The sequence below is a fragment of the Streptococcus mitis genome (assembly GCF_003942795.1).
Taxonomy (GTDB): domain Bacteria; phylum Bacillota; class Bacilli; order Lactobacillales; family Streptococcaceae; genus Streptococcus; species Streptococcus mitis_BJ.
This window is the reverse complement of sequence record NZ_RJNY01000017.1, coordinates 1-18,981: the sequence shown is the minus strand read 5'-3', so window position 1 is coordinate 18,981 and position 18,981 is coordinate 1. Positions and strand designations below refer to the sequence as shown.

General features: G+C 41.0%; 19 protein-coding genes and 2 tRNA genes. 20 read left to right on the top strand and 1 reads right to left on the bottom strand.

The window, feature by feature from the left end:
- Window positions 1–4: 4 nt before the first annotated feature.
- The 13 genes from D8847_RS07845 to gap all read left to right on the top strand — a co-directional run bounded on the left by D8847_RS07845 (window position 5) and on the right by gap (window position 13,851).
- A complete protein-coding gene (locus tag D8847_RS07845) occupies window positions 5–283 on the top strand; it encodes a PTS sugar transporter subunit IIB (RefSeq protein WP_000241470.1) in 279 nt (92 codons plus the stop codon).
- Between the two features lie 76 nt (window positions 284–359).
- A complete protein-coding gene (locus D8847_RS07840) occupies window positions 360–845 on the top strand; it encodes a PTS sugar transporter subunit IIA (protein WP_070800451.1) in 486 nt (161 codons plus the stop codon).
- A gap of 14 nt (window positions 846–859) precedes the next feature.
- The gene (locus D8847_RS07835; protein ID WP_070800452.1) at window positions 860–1,525 is read left to right on the top strand and encodes a 3-keto-L-gulonate-6-phosphate decarboxylase UlaD; all 666 of its coding nucleotides are present in this window, start codon (window positions 860–862) and stop codon (window positions 1,523–1,525) included.
- Window positions 1,526–1,528: 3 nt separating this feature from the next.
- A complete protein-coding gene (locus D8847_RS07830; RefSeq protein ID WP_070800453.1) occupies window positions 1,529–2,392 on the top strand; it encodes an L-ribulose-5-phosphate 3-epimerase in 864 nt (287 codons plus the stop codon).
- Between the two features lies 1 nt (window position 2,393).
- On the top strand, window positions 2,394–3,098 hold the full coding sequence (locus tag D8847_RS07825) for an L-ribulose-5-phosphate 4-epimerase (protein WP_070800454.1): 705 nt from the start codon (window positions 2,394–2,396) through the stop codon (window positions 3,096–3,098).
- A 167-nt stretch (window positions 3,099–3,265) separates the two neighbouring features.
- Window positions 3,266–4,939: a BglG family transcription antiterminator gene (locus D8847_RS07820; RefSeq protein ID WP_125841199.1), complete on the top strand. Its 1,674-nt coding sequence runs from the start codon at window positions 3,266–3,268 to the stop codon at window positions 4,937–4,939.
- A gap of 116 nt (window positions 4,940–5,055) precedes the next feature.
- Window positions 5,056–6,147, top strand: a complete 1,092-nt coding sequence (gene ulaG, locus D8847_RS07815; protein ID WP_125841198.1) for an L-ascorbate 6-phosphate lactonase — start codon at window positions 5,056–5,058, stop codon at window positions 6,145–6,147.
- Between the two features lie 127 nt (window positions 6,148–6,274).
- Window positions 6,275–8,251: a transketolase gene (tkt, locus tag D8847_RS07810; protein ID WP_125841197.1), complete on the top strand. Its 1,977-nt coding sequence runs from the start codon at window positions 6,275–6,277 to the stop codon at window positions 8,249–8,251.
- A gap of 117 nt (window positions 8,252–8,368) precedes the next feature.
- Complete coding sequence (gene yajC / locus D8847_RS07805) at window positions 8,369–8,689, top strand: preprotein translocase subunit YajC (protein ID WP_001069055.1); 321 nt, start codon at window positions 8,369–8,371, stop codon at window positions 8,687–8,689.
- Between the two features lie 47 nt (window positions 8,690–8,736).
- Complete coding sequence (locus tag D8847_RS07800) at window positions 8,737–9,180, top strand: low molecular weight protein-tyrosine-phosphatase (protein ID WP_125841196.1); 444 nt, start codon at window positions 8,737–8,739, stop codon at window positions 9,178–9,180.
- The gene (locus D8847_RS07795; RefSeq protein WP_000413196.1) at window positions 9,167–9,580 is read left to right on the top strand and encodes an MORN repeat-containing protein; all 414 of its coding nucleotides are present in this window, start codon (window positions 9,167–9,169) and stop codon (window positions 9,578–9,580) included. The genes D8847_RS07800 and D8847_RS07795 overlap by 14 nt, the downstream gene beginning before the upstream one ends.
- A 295-nt stretch (window positions 9,581–9,875) precedes the next feature.
- A complete protein-coding gene (gene adhE / locus D8847_RS07790; protein WP_000763989.1) occupies window positions 9,876–12,527 on the top strand; it encodes a bifunctional acetaldehyde-CoA/alcohol dehydrogenase in 2,652 nt (883 codons plus the stop codon).
- A gap of 316 nt (window positions 12,528–12,843) precedes the next feature.
- Complete coding sequence (gap, locus tag D8847_RS07785; RefSeq protein WP_000260675.1) at window positions 12,844–13,851, top strand: type I glyceraldehyde-3-phosphate dehydrogenase; 1,008 nt, start codon at window positions 12,844–12,846, stop codon at window positions 13,849–13,851.
- Between the two features lie 70 nt (window positions 13,852–13,921).
- Here the strand turns inward: gap and D8847_RS07780 are convergent, their stop codons facing one another.
- Window positions 13,922–14,797, bottom strand: a complete 876-nt coding sequence (locus D8847_RS07780; RefSeq protein ID WP_125841195.1) for an RluA family pseudouridine synthase — start codon at window positions 14,795–14,797, stop codon at window positions 13,922–13,924.
- Between the two features lie 86 nt (window positions 14,798–14,883).
- On the opposite strand from D8847_RS07780, the gene pbp2a reads away from it, so the two are divergent.
- From pbp2a to D8847_RS07745, 7 genes are all read left to right on the top strand, one after another.
- Complete coding sequence (pbp2a, locus tag D8847_RS07775) at window positions 14,884–17,079, top strand: penicillin-binding protein PBP2A (RefSeq protein ID WP_125841194.1); 2,196 nt, start codon at window positions 14,884–14,886, stop codon at window positions 17,077–17,079.
- Between the two features lie 52 nt (window positions 17,080–17,131).
- Window positions 17,132–17,284, top strand: coding sequence for a 50S ribosomal protein L33 (gene rpmG, locus D8847_RS07770; RefSeq protein WP_001809375.1), 153 nt, complete (start codon window positions 17,132–17,134; stop codon window positions 17,282–17,284).
- 9 nt (window positions 17,285–17,293) lie between these two features.
- The gene (gene secE, locus D8847_RS07765) at window positions 17,294–17,470 is read left to right on the top strand and encodes a preprotein translocase subunit SecE (protein WP_000505776.1); all 177 of its coding nucleotides are present in this window, start codon (window positions 17,294–17,296) and stop codon (window positions 17,468–17,470) included.
- A 51-nt stretch (window positions 17,471–17,521) separates the two neighbouring features.
- Window positions 17,522–18,058, top strand: a complete 537-nt coding sequence (gene nusG, locus D8847_RS07760) for a transcription termination/antitermination protein NusG (RefSeq protein ID WP_000376732.1) — start codon at window positions 17,522–17,524, stop codon at window positions 18,056–18,058.
- Window positions 18,059–18,178: 120 nt separating this feature from the next.
- Window positions 18,179–18,652 (top strand): transcriptional regulator, encoded by a 474-nt coding sequence (locus D8847_RS07755; protein WP_001049387.1) that lies wholly within the window; start codon window positions 18,179–18,181, stop codon window positions 18,650–18,652.
- Window positions 18,653–18,717: 65 nt separating this feature from the next.
- Window positions 18,718–18,789: transfer RNA gene (locus D8847_RS07750), tRNA-Glu, on the top strand.
- 26 nt (window positions 18,790–18,815) lie between these two features.
- Window positions 18,816–18,887, top strand: a tRNA-Glu gene (locus D8847_RS07745).
- Window positions 18,888–18,981 lie beyond the last annotated feature (94 nt).

Genomic DNA, 18,981 nt, shown 5'->3' with positions numbered 1-18,981 from the left:
TAAAATGGTTAAAGTATTAGCAGCATGTGGAAATGGTATGGGTTCATCAATGGTTATCAAGATGAAGGTGGAAAATGCGCTCCGCAAGCTAAACCAAACAGACTTTACAGTAAACTCATGCAGTGTCGGCGAAGCTAAAAGTTTGGCAGCTGGCTATGATATCGTTATCGCTTCTCTTCACCTAATCCAAGAATTGGAAGGTAGAACAAATGGGAAGTTGATCGGGCTTGACAACTTGATGGATGATAAAGAAATCACTGAAAAACTCAGTCAGGCACTATAGAAGGTTGGAGGGGGCTGGACAGAAACTGTGAAGACTGGGTTCTGTCCTAGTCCCTCTTTACATAAAGGAGGCAACTATGAATTTAAAACAAGCTTTGATTGAAAATAATTCAATTCGATTGGGACTTGAGGCGGCTGACTGGAAAGAAGCAGTTAAGTTAGCAGTGGAACCCTTGATTGAAAGTGGCGCAATTTTACCAGAGTACTATGATGCGATTATTGAGTCAACAGAAGAATATGGTCCCTACTATATTTTAATGCCAGGGATGGCTATGCCCCATGCTAGACCAGAGGCAGGTGTTCAGCGGGATGCTTTTTCACTGATTACCTTGCAAAAACCAGTTGTTTTTTCAGATGGAAAAGAAGTATCCGTCTTACTAGCTTTGGCTGCGACAAGCTCAAAGATTCATACAAGTGTAGCGATTCCACAAATTATTGCCTTGTTTGAGTTGGAAGATTCCATTGCCCGCTTACAAGGATGCCAGAGCAAAGAAGAAGTTTTGGATATGATTGAAGAATCAAAAAATAGTCCATACCTTGAAGGCTTGGACTTGGAAAGCTAAAAAGGAGTAGGAAGATGACAAAAAGAATACCAAATTTACAAGTTGCACTAGACCATTCAGATTTGCAAGGCGCCATTAAGGCTGCTGTATCTGTTGGTCATGAAGTGGATATCATCGAAGCTGGTACTGTTTGCCTACTTCAAGTAGGGAGCGAATTAGTAGAAGTCTTGCGTAGCCTTTTCCCAGATAAGATCATCGTTGCAGACACCAAGTGTGCGGATGCCGGTGGTACGGTTGCTAAGAATAATGCTGTACGTGGAGCGGACTGGATGACTTGTATTTGCTGTGCAACCATTCCGACTATGGAAGCTGCTCTTAAAGCCATCACAGCTGAACGTGGAGATAGAGGTGAAATCCAAATCGAACTTTATGGAGACTGGACTTTTGAACAGGCTCAACTCTGGCTTGATGCGGGAATTTCCCAAGCAATCTATCACCAATCTCGTGATGCCCTGCTTGCTGGGGAAACTTGGGGCGAAAAAGATCTAAACAAGGTCAAAAAATTGATTGATATGGGCTTCCGTGTGTCTGTTACGGGAGGACTGGATGTGGATACACTCAAACTCTTTGAAGGAGTGGATGTCTTTACCTTTATCGCAGGTCGCGGAATTACCGAGGCAGCAGATCCAGCAGGCGCAGCACGTGCCTTTAAGGACGAAATCAAACGAATTTGGGGGTAAGCTATGGCACGTCCAATTGGAATCTATGAAAAAGCTACACCCAAGCATTTTACTTGGTTGGAACGCTTGAATTTTGCAAAAGAATTGAGCTTCGACTTTGTTGAAATGTCGATTGACGAGCGTGATGAACGTTTGGCTCGTCTTGATTGGAGCAAGGAAGAACGATTGGAAATCGTGAAAGCCATCTATGAAACAGGAATCCGAATTCCGTCCATCTGTTTTTCAGGTCATCGTCGCTATCCAATGGGTTCAAACGATCCAGTTCTAGAAGAAAAATCGCTGGAACTGATGAAAAAATGTATCGAACTAGCTCAGGATTTGGGAGTTCGTACGATTCAGTTAGCTGGTTATGACGTTTATTATGAGGAAAAGTCCCCTCAAACACGTGAACGTTTCATCAAAAACCTCAGACAAGCTTGTGTCTGGGCGGAGGAAGCTCAGGTCATCTTAGCTATTGAAATTATGGATGATCCTTTTATTAATAGCATTGAAAAGTACTTGGCTGTTGAAAAAGAGATTGATTCACCTTATCTTTTTGTTTATCCAGATATTGGTAATGTCTCAGCTTGGCATAATGACGTTTACAGTGAATTTTATATCGGGCACCATGCCCTTGCAGCCCTCCACCTCAAGGATACCTATCCCGTGACCGAAACTTCAAAAGGACAATTCCGAGATGTTCCTTTTGGAGCTGGCTGCGTCAACTGGGAAGCAGCTTTTGATATTTTGAAAAAGACCAACTATAATGGTCCTTTCCTAATCGAGATGTGGTCTGAAAACTGTGAAACAGTAGAAGAAACCAAAGTGGCTATCAAAGAAGCACAAGATTTCCTCTACCCATTAATAAAGAAAGCGGGTTTGATGTAAGATGAATCAAGTAATCAATGATATGAGAAAGCGTGTCTGCGAAGCTAATCAATCTCTTCCTAAACACGGCTTGGTTAAATTCACATGGGGCAATGTCTCAGAAGTGAATCGTGAGCTAGGCGTGATTGTTATCAAGCCATCGGGAGTAGATTATGATAAATTGACTCCTGAAAACATGGTGGTGACAGATTTGGATGGGAAGGTACTTGAAGGTGATTTGAGACCATCTTCCGACCTACCAACTCACGTGGAATTATATAAAGCTTGGCCTACCATTGGTAGTGTGGTTCATACTCACTCGACAGAAGCAGTGGGTTGGGCACAGGCGGGACGTGATATTCCATTTTATGGGACCACACATGCCGACTATTTTTATGGACCAATTCCTTGTGCTCGTAGCTTGACTCAGGATGAAGTTGAAGTAGCGTATGAAAAGGATACAGGTTTGGTCATTCTGGAAGAATTTGAACGTCGCGGTCTCAATCCGGTTGAAGTACCAGGGATTGTCGTTCGCAACCACGGTCCATTCACATGGGGCAAGAACCCTGAAAATGCAGTTTACCATTCAGTGGTTCTCGAAGAAGTTTCCAAGATGAACCGTTTCACAGAGCAAATCAATCCAAGAGTTGAACCTGCACCACAGTACATATTGGAAAAACATTACCAAAGAAAGCATGGACCAAATGCCTACTATGGTCAAAAATAAAAAACGGGCAATTGAAAAGAGGCTTGGAGGTATCTAGGCCTCGCTTTTGCAATAAACCTGAAAAGCAAACGAGCCCAATGATAAATATTATCATTGAAATATTTTTATTAAAGTGCTATGATAGGGAGACTGTTTGATTGATTGGTCCCGAATAATAGGAGGATAAGATGGTATTAGATAAAACGAGTTGTGAGCTATTGATGTACCTCCTGGATCAAGAATCTCCCAAAACGATTATGACCATTTCCAAAGATTTGGGTCAATCAAGGAGAAAGGTCTATTATCACGTTGATAAAATTAATGATGCATTGGGCAATCCTGAACACCACCTTGTTAGCCTTCCTCGTATTGGTATCTACTTAACGGAGGAGCAGAGACTTGCTTGTCAGCAACTTTTATCCGAAGTTGACTCCTACGATTATGTGATGAGCGGGGAAGAACGCATGCAGATGATGTTATTTTGGATTGGAATTTCCAAAGAACGCATCACTGTCGAAAAACTGATGGAATTAACAGAAGTTTCGCGGAACACCGTTTTGAATGATCTCAATACCATCCGTTACCAGTTAAGCCTAGAACAGTATCAGGTAACCCTGCAAGTAAGTAAATCACAAGGTTATTATCTTAGCGCCCACCCCTTAAATAAAATTCAGCATCTTCAATCGCTCTTATACCATATCCTTATGGAAGGAAATGGAGCTTTTGTTACCATTCTTGAAGATAAGATAAAGGATAGATTCCAAGGAGAGTTGCTTTTGTCTAGACAAATGCATCAATTTCTCAAGGAGCAAGTCCCTCTGGTTGAACAGGATTTAGGGAAAAAAATAAATCATCATGAAGTGACCTTTATGTTGCGAGTGCTTCCTTATCTGCTTTTAAGTTGTGATAATATCACGCGTCATCAAGAAAAGCATCAGGATATTGATCAAGATTTTTCCTTGATTCGTAAGAGAATAGAGTACAGAGTATCTGAAAGGCTGAGTGAGCGCCTTTTTGAGACATTTGAAATTTCTTTATCGGAACTCGAAATTTCTCTGTTGGCCATTCTCCTTTTATCCTATAGAAAGGATAGAGACGTCCATGCGGAAAGCGAAGATTTTCACCAGCTGAAAGTAACTTTAGAGGAATTTATTTGGTATTTTGAATCACAAACCAAGATGGAAATCGAAAACAAGGAAGACTTGTTACGTAACCTGCTGATTCACTGTAAGGCTTTGTTGTTTAGAAAGACCTATGGCATCTTTTCTAAAAATCCTCTTACTAAGCAAATTCGCTCTAAGTATAGTGATCTCTTTGTCATCACTAAAAAGTGTGCAGAGATTTTAGAGGAGGCCTGGTTTGTGCATTTGACGGACGATGAGATTGCTTATCTGACGATTCACGTTGGAGGATTTTTGAAATATACTCCCTCTTCTCAGAATACCACCAAAAAAATCTACCTTGTTTGCGACGAAGGAGTAGGGGTTTCTAAACTGTTGCTCAAACAATGTCGTTTCTATCTTCCCAACGAACAAATCGGGGCAGTTTTCACAACAGAACAGTTTAAAAGTGTTGAGGATATTACCTTGGTGGATTTGGTGATTACAACAAATGATGAACTAGAGAGTCGCTTCCCTGTCTTAAAGGTCAATCCCATCTTGGAGGCAGAGGATATCTTGCGTATAGTTGATTATCTGAAAAACAAGGTTTTTCGAAAAGACGGCAGAAGTTTCAGCGAAAATTTATCAACCATTATTTCAACTTATATACCGGATAAGCGTGCCGCAATGAAACTACAGCAGGAGATTCAAAGTCTGATAAATCAAGAATTACTTATCCAGTCCTTTTTTGAAGAGTTATAACATGACAGTCCAATGATGAACACAAACCTGTGTTTTTCTTGGTCTTTTTTAATTTTCGGGCGGGTGTTATACTAAGTATGAAATGAAAACTTGAACAAAAAATGGAGGATGTCATAATGCCAAACGTAAAAGAAATTACAAGAGAATCATGGATTCTAGCGACTTTCCCAGAATGGGGAACATGGCTCAACGAAGAAATTGAAGAAGAAGTCGTTCCTGAAGGCAATTTTGCTATGTGGTGGCTAGGCAACTGTGGAACTTGGATTAAGACACCTGGTGGTGCTAACGTTGTGATGGACCTTTGGTCAAATCGCGGAAAATCTACTAAAAAAGTTAAAGATATGGTTCGTGGGCACCAAATGGCTAACATGGCAGGTGTACGTAAATTGCAACCAAACTTGCGTGTTCAACCGATGGTCATTGACCCATTTGCAATCAATGAGTTAGACTACTACTTGGTTTCCCACTTCCATAGCGATCATATTGATCCTTATACAGCCGCAGCTATTTTGAATAATCCAAAATTGAAACATGTTAAATTCATCGGACCTTACCATTGCGGACTTATCTGGGAAGGCTGGGGAGTGCCAAAAGAACGCATTATTGTAGTTAAACCAGGTGACACCATTGAACTCAAAGACATGAAGATTCATGCTGTGGAATCTTTTGACCGTACTTGCTTGGTAACTTTGCCAGTCAACGGTGCTGATGACACAGGTGGAGAATTGGCAGGTTTGACTGTTACTGATGAAGAGATGGCTCAAAAAGCTGTTAACTATATTTTTGAAACACCAGGTGGTACTATTTATCACGGTGCAGACTCTCACTTCTCAAACTACTTTGCGAAACACGGAAAAGACTTTAAGATTGATGTTGCTTTGAACAACTATGGTGAAAACCCAGTTGGTATCCAAGACAAGATGACTTCAATTGACCTTCTTCGTATGGCAGAAAATCTGCGTGCTAAAGTCATTATCCCAGTTCACTATGACATCTGGTCAAACTTTATGGCTTCAACTAATGAAATCTTAGAACTTTGGAAGATGAGAAAAGACCGTTTGCAGTACAACTTCCATCCATTTATCTGGGAAGTAGGAGGTAAGTACACTTATCCTCAAGATCAGCACCTGGTAGAATACCATCACCCACGTGGATTTGATGATTGTTTCGAGCAAGATTCAAATATCCAATTCAAAGCTTTGCTATAAAAACTGTTCAAATGATGTAAATTATTATCTGGAAGTTATCCGTATGTTGCATGATACGGATAATTTTCATATAATAGTAAAATAGGATGTGTGATTCATTAATCACCTCAAAGAGAAAGGAAATTCTATGTCAAATCTATCTGTTAATGCAATTCGTTTCCTAGGAATTGACGCTATCAACAAAGCCAACTCAGGTCACCCAGGGGTGGTTATGGGAGCAGCTCCGATGGCTTATAGCCTCTTTACAAAACAACTTCGCATCAATCCAGCACAACCAAACTGGATTAACCGTGATCGCTTTATCCTCTCAGCAGGTCATGGCTCTATGCTTCTCTATGCCCTTCTTCACCTTTCTGGTTTTGAAGATGTTAGCATGGATGAAATCAAGAGCTTCCGCCAATGGGGTTCCAAAACACCTGGTCACCCAGAATTTGGCCACACTGCAGGGGTTGACGCTACAACCGGTCCTCTAGGACAAGGGATTTCTACTGCCACTGGTTTTGCCCAAGCAGAACGTTTCCTTGCGGCGAAGTATAACCGTGAAGGCTTCAATATCTTTGACCACTATACTTACGTTATCTGCGGAGACGGAGACTTGATGGAAGGTGTCTCAAGTGAGGCGGCTTCATACGCAGGCTTGCAAAAACTTGACAAGTTGGTGGTTCTTTATGATTCAAATGACATCAACTTGGATGGTGAGACAAAGGATTCCTTTACAGAAAGTGTTCGTGACCGTTACAATGCCTACGGTTGGCATACAGCCTTGGTTGAAGATGGAACAGACTTGGAAGCTATCCATGCTGCTATCGAAACAGCTAAAGCTTCAGGAAAACCATCTTTGATTGAAGTAAAGACTGTTATTGGATACGGTTCTCCAAACAAACAAGGAACTAATGCTGTACACGGTGCTCCTCTTGGAGCAGATGAAACTGCAGCAACTCGCCAAGCGCTTGGTTGGGACTATGAACCATTTGAAATTCCAGAACAAGTTTATGCTGATTTCAAAGAAAATGTTGCAGACCGTGGCGCATCAGCTTATCAAGCTTGGACAAAATTAGTTGCTGACTATAAAGAAGCGCATCCAGAATTGGCTGCAGAAGTAGAAGCTATCATCGACGGACGTGATCCAGTTGAAGTGACTCCAGCAGACTTCCCAGCTCTAGAAAACGGCTTCTCTCAAGCAACTCGTAATTCAAGTCAAGATGCTTTGAACGTTGTGGCAGCTAAGTTGCCAACCTTCCTAGGTGGATCAGCTGACCTAGCTCACTCAAACATGACTTATATCAAAACGGATGGACTTCAAGACGACGCTAATCGCTTGAACCGCAACATTCAGTTTGGTGTTCGTGAATTTGCAATGGGAACGATCTTGAACGGGATGGCCCTTCATGGTGGACTTCGTGTATACGGTGGTACTTTCTTCGTCTTTTCTGACTATGTGAAAGCAGCTGTTCGCTTGTCAGCCTTGCAAGGACTTCCTGTGACTTATGTCTTTACTCACGATTCAATTGCAGTTGGTGAAGATGGTCCAACTCACGAACCAGTTGAACACTTAGCAGGTCTCCGTGCTATGCCAAATCTCAATGTTTTCCGCCCAGCAGATGCGCGTGAAACTCAAGCGGCTTGGTACCTTGCAGTGACAAGCGAGAAAACACCAACTGCCCTTGTCTTGACACGCCAAAACTTGACTGTTGAAGAGAGAACAGACTTCGACAAGGTTGCGAAAGGTGCCTATGTTGTCTATGAAAATGCGGCAGACTTTGATACAATCTTGATTGCGACAGGTTCAGAGGTCAATCTAGCTGTCGCAGCTGCCAAAGAATTAGCTAGTCAAGGCGAAAAAGTCCGCGTAGTCAGCATGCCATCTACAGATGTCTTTGATAAACAAGATGCAGCGTACAAGGAAGAAATCCTTCCAAATGCAATTCGCCGTCGTGTTGCAGTCGAAATGGGTGCAACTCAAAACTGGTACAAATATGTTGGCCTTGATGGTGCAGTTCTCGGTATTGATACTTTCGGAGCATCTGCCCCAGCACCAAAAGTATTGGCAGCGTACGGATTTACGGTAGAAAATCTAGTCAAAGTCGTTCAAAACTTGAAATAATCACAAAAATCAGAGTGAAAACTCTGATTTTTTATAACCATAAAAACAAGGTACAACCTTGTAAAAGTAGCTGAAATTTGATATAGTAGTCCTATGTAAAATACAAAGGAGAAAATAATGAATCCAAATATTACTTTTTTAATCATGCTTGTAGGTATGATGGCCTTGATGTTCTTTATGCAACGTTCTCAAAAGAAACAAGCTCAAAAGCGTATGGAAAGCTTAAATAAACTTCAAAAAGGCTATGAAGTTATTACAATTGGCGGCCTTTACGGAACAGTGGATGAAGTAGACACTGAGAAGAGAACAATCGTACTTGATGTAGATGGCGTTTATTTGACTTTTGAATTGGCTGCTATCAAGACAGTGTTGCCACTCAAAGAAGCTGTGACACCAGAAGGAACAGTTGTTGACGAAGGCGGAGCAATCGAAGAATAAAACGGGACCTGTCACTCCCGTTTTTCTATGAAGTGAGAGGAAAAGGGATGAGAAAAATAGTATTTGTTTGCCTAGGAAATATCTGCCGTAGCCCCATGGCAGAGTTTGTGATGAAATCCATGACGAGCGATTACCAGATTGAGAGTCGTGCCACGTCATCATGGGAACATGGCAATCCGATTCATAAGGGAACGCAAGGAATTTTCCAGCAATATCGGATCCCGTATGACAAAGACAAAACATCACTCCAGATTCGTAGAGAAGATTTTGAGTCATTTGATTATATTATCGGTATGGATGCTTCAAACGTTTCAGATCTGCGTCAAATGTGTCCTCAGAAATTGCAGTATAAGATCTACCCTTTTGCATCTGAAAGTGTTCCAGATCCTTGGTATACAGGAGATTTTGAGGAAACCTATGCTCGCATCACAAGTGGATGTCAAAGCTGGCTAGATCGATTAGAAAATGAGAGTGACAATGGAAAAGCTTAAACAAATCTATGAAAAGTATAGAGTTTACCTAACTCGCCCTAGGCTAGAGTTCATTGCAGTAGTCGTAATTGCACTCTGTGCCCTTTCAGTATTTCTACTAAATACACCTAAAAAGGGTGCCCTGACACTTGATGGCGGTGCCCTTGTTTATGATGGTACCCTGGTACGAGGAAAAATGAATGGCCAAGGAACTCTGACCTTTGAAAATGGAGACCAATATACAGGTGATTTCAATAATGGAGCCTTTAATGGAAAAGGGACTTTTCAATCAAAAGATGGCTGGAAATACGAAGGGGATTTTGTAAATGGTCAGGCTGAAGGTCAAGGGAAGTTGACTACAGAGCAAGAAGTTGTTTATGAAGGGACCTTTAAACAAGGCGTTTTTCAGCAAAAACAGTAGTCTCCAAGTTAGGAGACTATTTTCAAAACCAAAAAAGAAAACGCTTTCTTGTCTCGAATTCGATAAATAACTATCAACTAGAAAAACTTTGTGAAATAAAAAAATTTTTTCCATAATTTCACAATCATCCAAGCAAAACTCTATTGCATAGCTATATTGAGAAAAAAATCACAAACTTAGAAAAATTCTTTGTGAAATACTTATGAAACTGTTTACAAAGCATAAAAAAAGAGTTATAATGAACTTGTGAAAAAATTAACAAAGGATAACATCCTTAAAGGCTATGGAGGATAATATGGCTGATAAAAAAACAGTAACACCAGAGGAAAAACAACTTGCTGCTGAAAAGCATGTCGACGGTCTCGTGAAAAAAGCCTTGGTTGCGCTTGATGAAATGCGCAAGTTGAACCAAGAGCAAGTTGACTACATCGTAGCAAAAGCGTCTGTTGCAGCACTTGATGCGCACGGTATCCTTGCACAACACGCAGTTGAAGAAACTGGTCGTGGTGTATTTGAAGATAAGGCGACAAAAAACCTATTTGCTTGTGAACACGTAGTGAACAATATGCGTGGAGTTAAAACAGCTGGAGTTATCGAAGATGATCCAATTACAGGTTTGACGAAGATTGCAGAGCCAGTCGGAGTTATTTGTGGTATCACTCCAACAACAAACCCAACTTCAACAGCGATTTTCAAATCATTGATTGCTTTGAAGACACGTAACCCAATTGTTTTCGCCTTCCACCCATCAGCTCAAGAATCTTCTGCTCATGCTGCACAAATCGTTCGTGATGCAGCCATCGCAGCCGGTGCACCTGAAAACTGTGTTCAATGGATTACAGAGCCATCTATGGAAGCAACTGGGGCACTTATGAACCACGAAGGTGTTGCGACTATCCTCGCAACTGGTGGGAATGCTATGGTTAAAGCTGCATACTCATGTGGAAAACCAGCTCTTGGGGTAGGTGCCGGAAACGTTCCTGCCTATGTAGAAAAATCTGCTGACCTTCGTCAAGCTGCTCATGACATCGTTATGTCTAAATCATTTGATAATGGGATGGTCTGTGCATCAGAACAAGCCGTTATCATTGATAAAGAAGTGTATGACGAATTTGTAGAAGAATTCAAATCATACCATACTTACTTTGTCAACAAGAAAGAAAAAGCGCTTTTGGAAGAATTCTGTTTTGGTGCAAAAGCTAACAGCAAGAACTGCGCTGGTGCAAAATTGAACCCAAACATTGTTGGTAAACCAGCAGCATGGATTGCTGAGCAAGCAGGATTCAAAGTACCAGAAGGTACAAATATCTTGGCTGCTGAATGTACAGAAGTTGGAATTAAAGAACCATTGACTCGTGAAAAATTATCACCTGTTATTGCAGTTTTGAAAGCTGAAGATACTGAAGATGGACTTAAAAAAGCTCGTCAAATGGTTGAATTTAATGGTCTAGGACACTCAGCTGCTATCCATACAAAAGACGAAGCTCTTGCAAAACGTTTCGGTACGGAAATAAAGGCAATGCGTATTATCTGGAACTCTCCATCTACCTTTGGTGGTATCGGTGATGTATACAACGCCTTCATTCCATCATTAACACTTGGATGTGGTTCATATGGACACAACTCAGTTGGTGATAACGTATCCGCTATCAACCTTCTTAACATCAAGAAAGTAGGAAAACGTAGAAATAATATGCAATGGTTTAAAGTTCCTTCAAAAATCTACTTCGAACGTAACTCAATCCAATACCTTCAAACTTGCGAAGGTATCGAACGTGTCATGATTGTTACCGATAAATCAATTGAAAAACTCGGTTTTGTACAACGCGTGATTGACCAATTGAATCTTCGTAAAAACAAAGTCACGATTCAAGTCTTCTCAGATGTTGAACCAGATCCAGATATCACAACAGTTCGTCGTGGTGTTGAAGTAATGCGTTCGTTTGAACCAGACACTATCATTGCCCTTGGTGGTGGTTCACCAATGGATGCAGCTAAAGGTATGTGGATGTTCTATGAACAGCCAGACGTTGACTTCGGTGACCTCGTTCAAAAATTCATGGATATCCGCAAACGTGCCTTCAAATTCCCATCACTTGGTAAGAAAGCACAATATATCGGTATTCCAACAACATCTGGTACAGGTTCAGAAGTAACACCGTTTGCAGTTATCTCTGACAAGGCAAACAACCGGAAATACCCAATCACTGACTACGCTTTGACACCAACCATTGCAATTGTTGACCCTGCTTTAGTAGAATCTGTTCCAGCATTTATTGCTGCTGACACAGGTATGGATGTCTTGACACACGCAACTGAAGCTTATACTTCTAACTTTGCCAATGACTATACAGATGGTATTGCTCTTCAAACCATCAAGTTAGTCTTCAAATACTTGGAAAAATCTGTAAAAACAGCTGACCCAGAAGCCCGTGAGAAGATGCATAATGCCTCTACAATGGCTGGTATGGCCTTCGCCAATGCCTTCCTTGGAATGAGTCACTCAATGGCGCATAAGATTGGTGCTGTTCACCACACCATTCACGGACGTACAAATGCTATTTTACTTCCTTATGTTATCCGTTATAATGGAACTCGTCCATCTAAAACTACAACATGGCCTAAGTACAATTACTGGAAAGCTGATGAAAAATTCCAAGATATCGCTCGTATGCTAGGTCTTCCTTGCTCAACACCAGAAGAAGCGGTTGAAGCTTATGCCAAAGCAGTTTACGATCTTGGTGAAGCAGTTGGAATCACGATGAACTTCAAAGGCTTTGGTATCGATGAAAAAACTTGGAAAGACAGCTTGCATGAGATTGCCTTACTTGCTTACGAAGATCAATGTTCACCTGCTAACCCTCGCTTGCCAATGGTAGCTGACATGGAAGAAATCATGGCAGATGCTTACTATGGTTATAAAGAACGTCCAGGACGTCGTAAATAATTGTTTATCAGCCTAGAGACCGGACTAATCCTGTCTCTTTTTTGTGAACTCAGATAGACTTGGAATTAAGGTTGAGTATAGAAATGGAGATAATATACGGGCATTATAAAAGATTGTAGGGATATATTTAAAAATTAAAGAATAAGTGAATGAAAAGGAGTGGAAAAGTAGAAAAGCAAGAGAGAAAATCGACGCCCATACTTGCAATTAAACTCAAATAGTTATATAATAGGTTTGTTGAAAGGTGATTTGTAGTGATTCAAGTTACTCTTTTCACAATAAAATTTTCAGGATTTTCATAAGGAGGAAATCACTAATGGTAGTTAAAGTTGGTATTAACGGTTTCGGACGTATTGGTCGTCTTGCTTTCCGCCGTATCCAAAACGTAGAAGGTGTTGAAGTTACTCGCATCAACGACCTTACAGATCCAGTGATGCTTGCACACTTGTTGAAATACGATACAACTCAAGGTCGTTTCGACGGTACTGTAGAAGTTAAAGAAGGCGGATTTGAAGTTAACGGTAAATTCGTTAAAGTTTCTGCTGAACGTGATCCAGAACAAATCGACTGGGCTAACGACGGTGTAGAAATCGTTCTTGAAGCAACTGGTTTCTTTGCTACTAAAGCAGCTGCTGAAAAACACCTTAAAGGTGGTGCTAAGAAAGTTGTTATCACTGCTCCTGGTGGAAGCGATGTTAAAACAATCGTATTCAACACTAACCACGATACACTTGATGGTACTGAAACAGTTATCTCAGGTGCTTCATGTACTACAAACTGTTTGGCTCCAATGGCTAAAGCTCTTCATGACAACTTCGGTATCGTTGAAGGTTTGATGACTACTATCCACGCTTACACTGGTGACCAAATGATTCTTGACGGACCACACCGTAAAGGTGACCTTCGCCGTGCTCGTGCTGCTGCAGTTAACATCGTTCCTAACTCAACTGGTGCTGCTAAAGCAATCGGTTTGGTTATTCCTGAATTGAACGGTAAATTGGATGGAGCTGCTCAACGTGTTCCTGTTCCAGCTGGTTCAGTAACTGAATTGGTAGCAGTTCTTGACAAGAACGTTACTGTTGATGAAGTAAATGCAGCTATGAAAGCAGCTTCTAACGAATCATATGGATACACTGAAGATCCAATCGTATCTTCTGATATCCTAGGTATGTCATTCGGTTCATTGTTTGACGCAACTCAAACTAAAGTTCTTGACGTTGACGGTAAACAATTGGTTAAAGTTGTTTCATGGTATGACAACGAAATGTCTTACACTTCACAACTTGTTCGTACTCTTGAATACTTTGCAAAAATCGCTAAATAATTCTTGAGTCGATAAAAAAGCAAGGCTTTCTGACCTTGCTTTTTTGTATATATAAGAATAGATGATAATGTCATCCATTCTTTTTTAATTCTTTTTCAAAAGTATCCGATAGAACAGTGAAACTCAATTTTTCTAAGGTGAGTGGATGGGTAAAAGAAAGGCGAAAGGCATGAAGCATAAGCCGACTTGTTTTTGATTTACTATTATAGAGAGGGTCACCCAAGATAGGATGCTTGTGATGAGAGAGGTGAACACGAATCTGATGCGTTCGACCGGTCTTTAGCTTGCAACGAACCAGAGAAGTCTTATTTGGGAATTGCTTTAATCGACTGATATGCGTTTCAGCATATTGCCCATTTTTGGGATCTACTACTCGTTTTCTGCGATCATGACGATCACGCCCGATTTTATCTTGAAAGACAAGTTCTTTACTCTCTACTCGTCCTTCTACGAGTGCCCAGTACTCGCGAGCGATTTCTTTTTTCTCCAATAAGCGATTAAGAATGGGAAGAATAAAAGGGTTCTTAGCAAAAAGCACTAGCCCGCTGGTTTCCATATCTAGACGATGAACGACATAGCAAGTTTGCCCAACGTAGGCAGAGATATGATTGAGAAGGGCGATTTCGTTTGGTTGGTTACCGTGAGTTTTCATACCCTCAGGTTTGTTGACGACAATAAGATGTTGGTCCTGATAAACTTCTTGAACGAGGTCTGGATTTCCCCAAAGTATTTCCTTTTTGGGATAATCTTCCTCGTCAAAAGTCAATTGGCAAATATCCCCTGGCTTCACCATCTCGTTCCAGTGAACTTCTTCGTGGTTCATTAAGATGTTCTTCTTGGTTCTCAAAAAGTGACGGATTTTTCTAGGGATGAGGAGTTGCTCCTCTAGGAATTGTTTGACCGTCATTTGAGGCAAGGATTCGGGTAATGTAAATGTGAATTGCATACAGATATTGTAACAAAAAAAGCCCTATTTGGATAGGTAGTAGCTAAATTCTTGAGTTCCCATGGTGAAGATGATAAAATAAACGCATGAAATTAGATAAATTATTTGAGAAGTTTCTTTCTCTCTTTAAAAAAGAAACGAATGAATCGGCGGGGTCTGATTCTACTAGCATGCGTCGTTCTCGGAGCGATAGAAAAAAATTGTCCCAAGTAGGCCCAATTCGGAAATTTTGGCGTCGTTATCATCTGACGAAGATTGTCATCATTTTAGGGTTAAGCGCTGGCTTGCTTGTGGGAACCTACCTATTTGCGATAGCCAAGTCCACCAATGTCAATGATTTGCAAAATGCCTTGAAAACGCGAACTCTGATTTTTGACCGCGAAGAAAAAGAGGCAGGAGCCCTATCAGGTCAAAAGGGAACCTATGTTGAACTGACAGATATCAGTAAAAATTTGCAAAATGCTGTCGTCGCGACAGAGGACCGTTCCTTTTATAAAAATGATGGGATTAACTACGGCCGTTTCTTTCTAGCCATCCTTACAGCAGGTCGTTATGGAGGGGGGTCTACCATCACTCAACAGTTGGCGAAAAATGCCTATCTTTCCCAGGACCAGACCGTTGAACGGAAAGCTAAGGAGTTTTTCCTTGCCTTAGAGTTGACAAAGAAATACAGCAAGGAGCAAATCCTTACTATGTACCTCAATAACGCCTACTTTGGAAATGGAGTGTGGGGTGTTGAAGATGCAAGTAAGAAATATTTTGGTGTATCGGCTTCACAACTAACGCTTGATCAGGCGGCAACTCTAGCAGGGATGCTCAAGGGGCCAGAATTGTATAATCCATTAAATTCTGTTGAAACTTCAACCAACCGTAGGGATACTGTTTTGCAAAATATGGTTGCAGCGGGTTATATTGATAAAAATCAAGAGACCGAAGCAGCTGGAGCAGATATGGCTTCTCAACTGCAAGATAAGTATGAAGGGAAGATTTCGGATTATCGTTACCCGTCTTATTTTGATGCAGTTGTCAACGAAGCAGTTTCCAAGTACAATCTCACAGAAGAGGAAATTGTCAACAACGGCTATCGAATCTATACAGAACTTGACCAAAACTACCAAGCCAACATGCAGGTTGTTTACGAAAATACCTCACTATTTCCAAAGGCAGAAGACGGAACACATGCTGAATCAGGTAGTGTTGCTTTAGAGCCTAAAACAGGTGGGGTGCGTAGCGTTGTTGGTAGCGTAGCTGGTGATGACAAACCAGGCTTCCGCAATTTCAACTATGCCACTCAGTCTAAGCGTAGCCCAGGCTCAACTATCAAACCTTTAGTGGTTTATACGCCTGCAGTAGAAGCAGGATGGGCCTTAAACAAGCAATTGGATAATCATACGATGCAGTACGATAGTTATCAAGTGGACAACTATGCAGGGATTAAGACTTCTCCTGAAGTACCTATGTATCAGGCTTTGGCGGAATCACTCAATTTACCGGCAGTTGCGACTGTAAATGCATTAGGTATTGACAAAGCTTTTGACGCTGGGGAGAGATTTGGTCTGAATATGGAAAATGTTGATCGAGTTCTTGGAGTCGCTCTCGGTGGAGGCGTAGAAACGAATCCCCTCCAGATGGCGCAAGCCTATGCAGCCTTTGCTAATGAAGGTTTGATGCCTGAAGCGCATTTTATCACTCGTATTGAAAATGCCAGTGGTCAGGTTATCAAGAGTCATAAAAATTCTCAAAAACGAGTGATTGATAAGTCGGTAGCCGATAAAATGACCAGCATGATGCTAGGAACATTTACCAATGGTACAGGAATTAGTTCGTCGCCAACAGATTATGTTATGGCTGGAAAGACAGGTACTACTGAGGCCGCTTTTAATTCAGTATATACTAGTGACCAGTGGGTGATTGGTTATACTCCAGATGTGGTAATTACCCACTGGCTCGGTTTCCCAACGACGGATGAGAACCATTATCTAGCAGGTTCGACCTCAAATGGAGCGGCCCACGTCTTTAGAAGTATGGCTAATACCATTTTGCCTTACACTCCAGGTAGCACCTTTACAGTTGAGAATGCTTATAAACAAAATGGTATTGAACCAGAAAATACTAAAAAACAAGCTATTGAAAATGAGGCAAACCAGTCGGAGGATCCGATAGCGGATATTCGTAGTCGTGCACAAAATCTTGTAGATGAAGCGGGACGTGCGATTTCAGAAGCTAAAATAAAAGAAAAAGCCCAGACAATATGGGACTCAATCCTTAATCTATTTCGTTAAGAGGCTTGTCAAAGCCTAGGTTTCTTGTTATAATAGATAAGATGGAGGCGTTATGGCACTAAAAAAAGCAAGCCTAGCTTGTGCAGTTTGTGGTTCAAGGAATTACTCAATCAAAATTAGTGGGAACCCCAAGCCAACACGACTAGAAGTAAATAAATTTTGTAAACATTGTGGGAAATATACGACACACAGAGAAACTAGATAGGAGAGAACGATGGGTTTTATTAAGGATATTTTTAAACTTCTTAAAGAAACAACGTGGCCAACTCGCAAGGAAAGCTGGAGAGATTTTCGCTCTATTATGGAATACACAGCCTTCTTTGTGGTCATCATTTACATTTTTGACCAGTTGATTGTTTCAGGTTTGATTCGATTTATTAACATTTTTTAGAAGAAAGGCGGAGAACTTCTGCTAGTTTCTTCTATTATGAAAGGAAATATCATGGATAGTTTTGACAAAGGATGGTTTGTTCTACAAACTTATTCTGGCTATGAAAATAAGGTAAAAGAAAATCTATTGCAACGTGCGCAAACATATAATATGTTGGATAATATTCTACGCGTTGAGATTCCAACACAAACCGTGCAAGTTGAGAAAAATGGAAAGAAAAAGGAAGTTGAAGAGAATCGCTTTCCAGGTTATGTCCTTGTAGAAATGGTCATGACCGATGAAGCATGGTTCGTCGTTCGAAACACACCGAACGTAACAGGATTCGTCGGATCCCACGGTAACAGATCAAAACCAACTCCGCTATTGGAACAAGAAATCCGTGATATTCTGGTTTCAATGGGACAAACTGTTCAAGAGTTTGATATTGACGTTGAAGTTGGTCAGACTGTCCGCATCATTGATGGCGCTTTTGCAGACTACACAGGTAAAATTACTGAAATTGATAACAATAAAGTGAAGATGATTATCTCTATGTTTGGTAATGATACGATTGCAGAAGTAAACCTAAACCAAATTGCAGAATTATAACCCCAGAGAGGCCTTGCCTCTCTTTTTATGTGCCGTTGAGAGAGGAACAAGTATAGAATAGAGGAAATGGGCCCATGGGATCGTGCATTTTGCTAAACTAAATGCAGAAAGGAGAGGTCTATGAATCTGAAGGAACTATACGAAGAAACGAAGGGCATCGTCCATAAGTGTCGCAAAGATTATCATTTGCATCTGTGGGAGAAAGAGGACTGGGACCAGGAAGGCATGTTATGTCTGTATGAGCTGGTGAGTCGCAACCCAGAGTTACTAGAGGGCGAGCGCCATCAACTATATGTTTGCTTTAAAACAAAATTTAGAAATCGTATTCTAGATTACATCCGTAAACAGGAAAGCCACAAGCGACGTTTTGACAAAGAACCCTATGAAGAGGTGAGTGAGATTAGTCATCGCCTAGGAGAAAAAGGACTCAGGCTGGACGATTATTATCTCTTTCACGAACTTCTAAAGAATTACAAATCAAAGCAGAGTATGGAAAAACAAGAGTTAATAGACCGTCTCATGGGAGGAGAAGTCTTTAGAGGACGTAAAGCTCTCCTGAGAGAACTTTCCCTTATATTTTCAGAATTTCGGTAAAGAGGAAAAAAAGTTCTTGACAAAGGTAAAAAAGTAGGTATAATAGAAAGAGTTGAAAAGCTCAAGGTCCGTTGGTCAAGGGGTTAAGACACCGCCTTTTCACGGCGGTAACACGGGTTCGAATCCCGTACGGACTATGGATAGAAAGAGTTGAAAAGCTCAAGGTCCGTTGGTCAAGGGGTTAAGACACCGCCTTTTCACGGCGGTAACACGGGTTCGAATCCCGTACGGACTATGGTGTATTGCGGTTAAAAAAACTTGAAAAAAGTTTCAAAAAAGTGTTGACATAGGTTAGCAGCTGTGATATACTAATATAGTTGTCGCTTGAG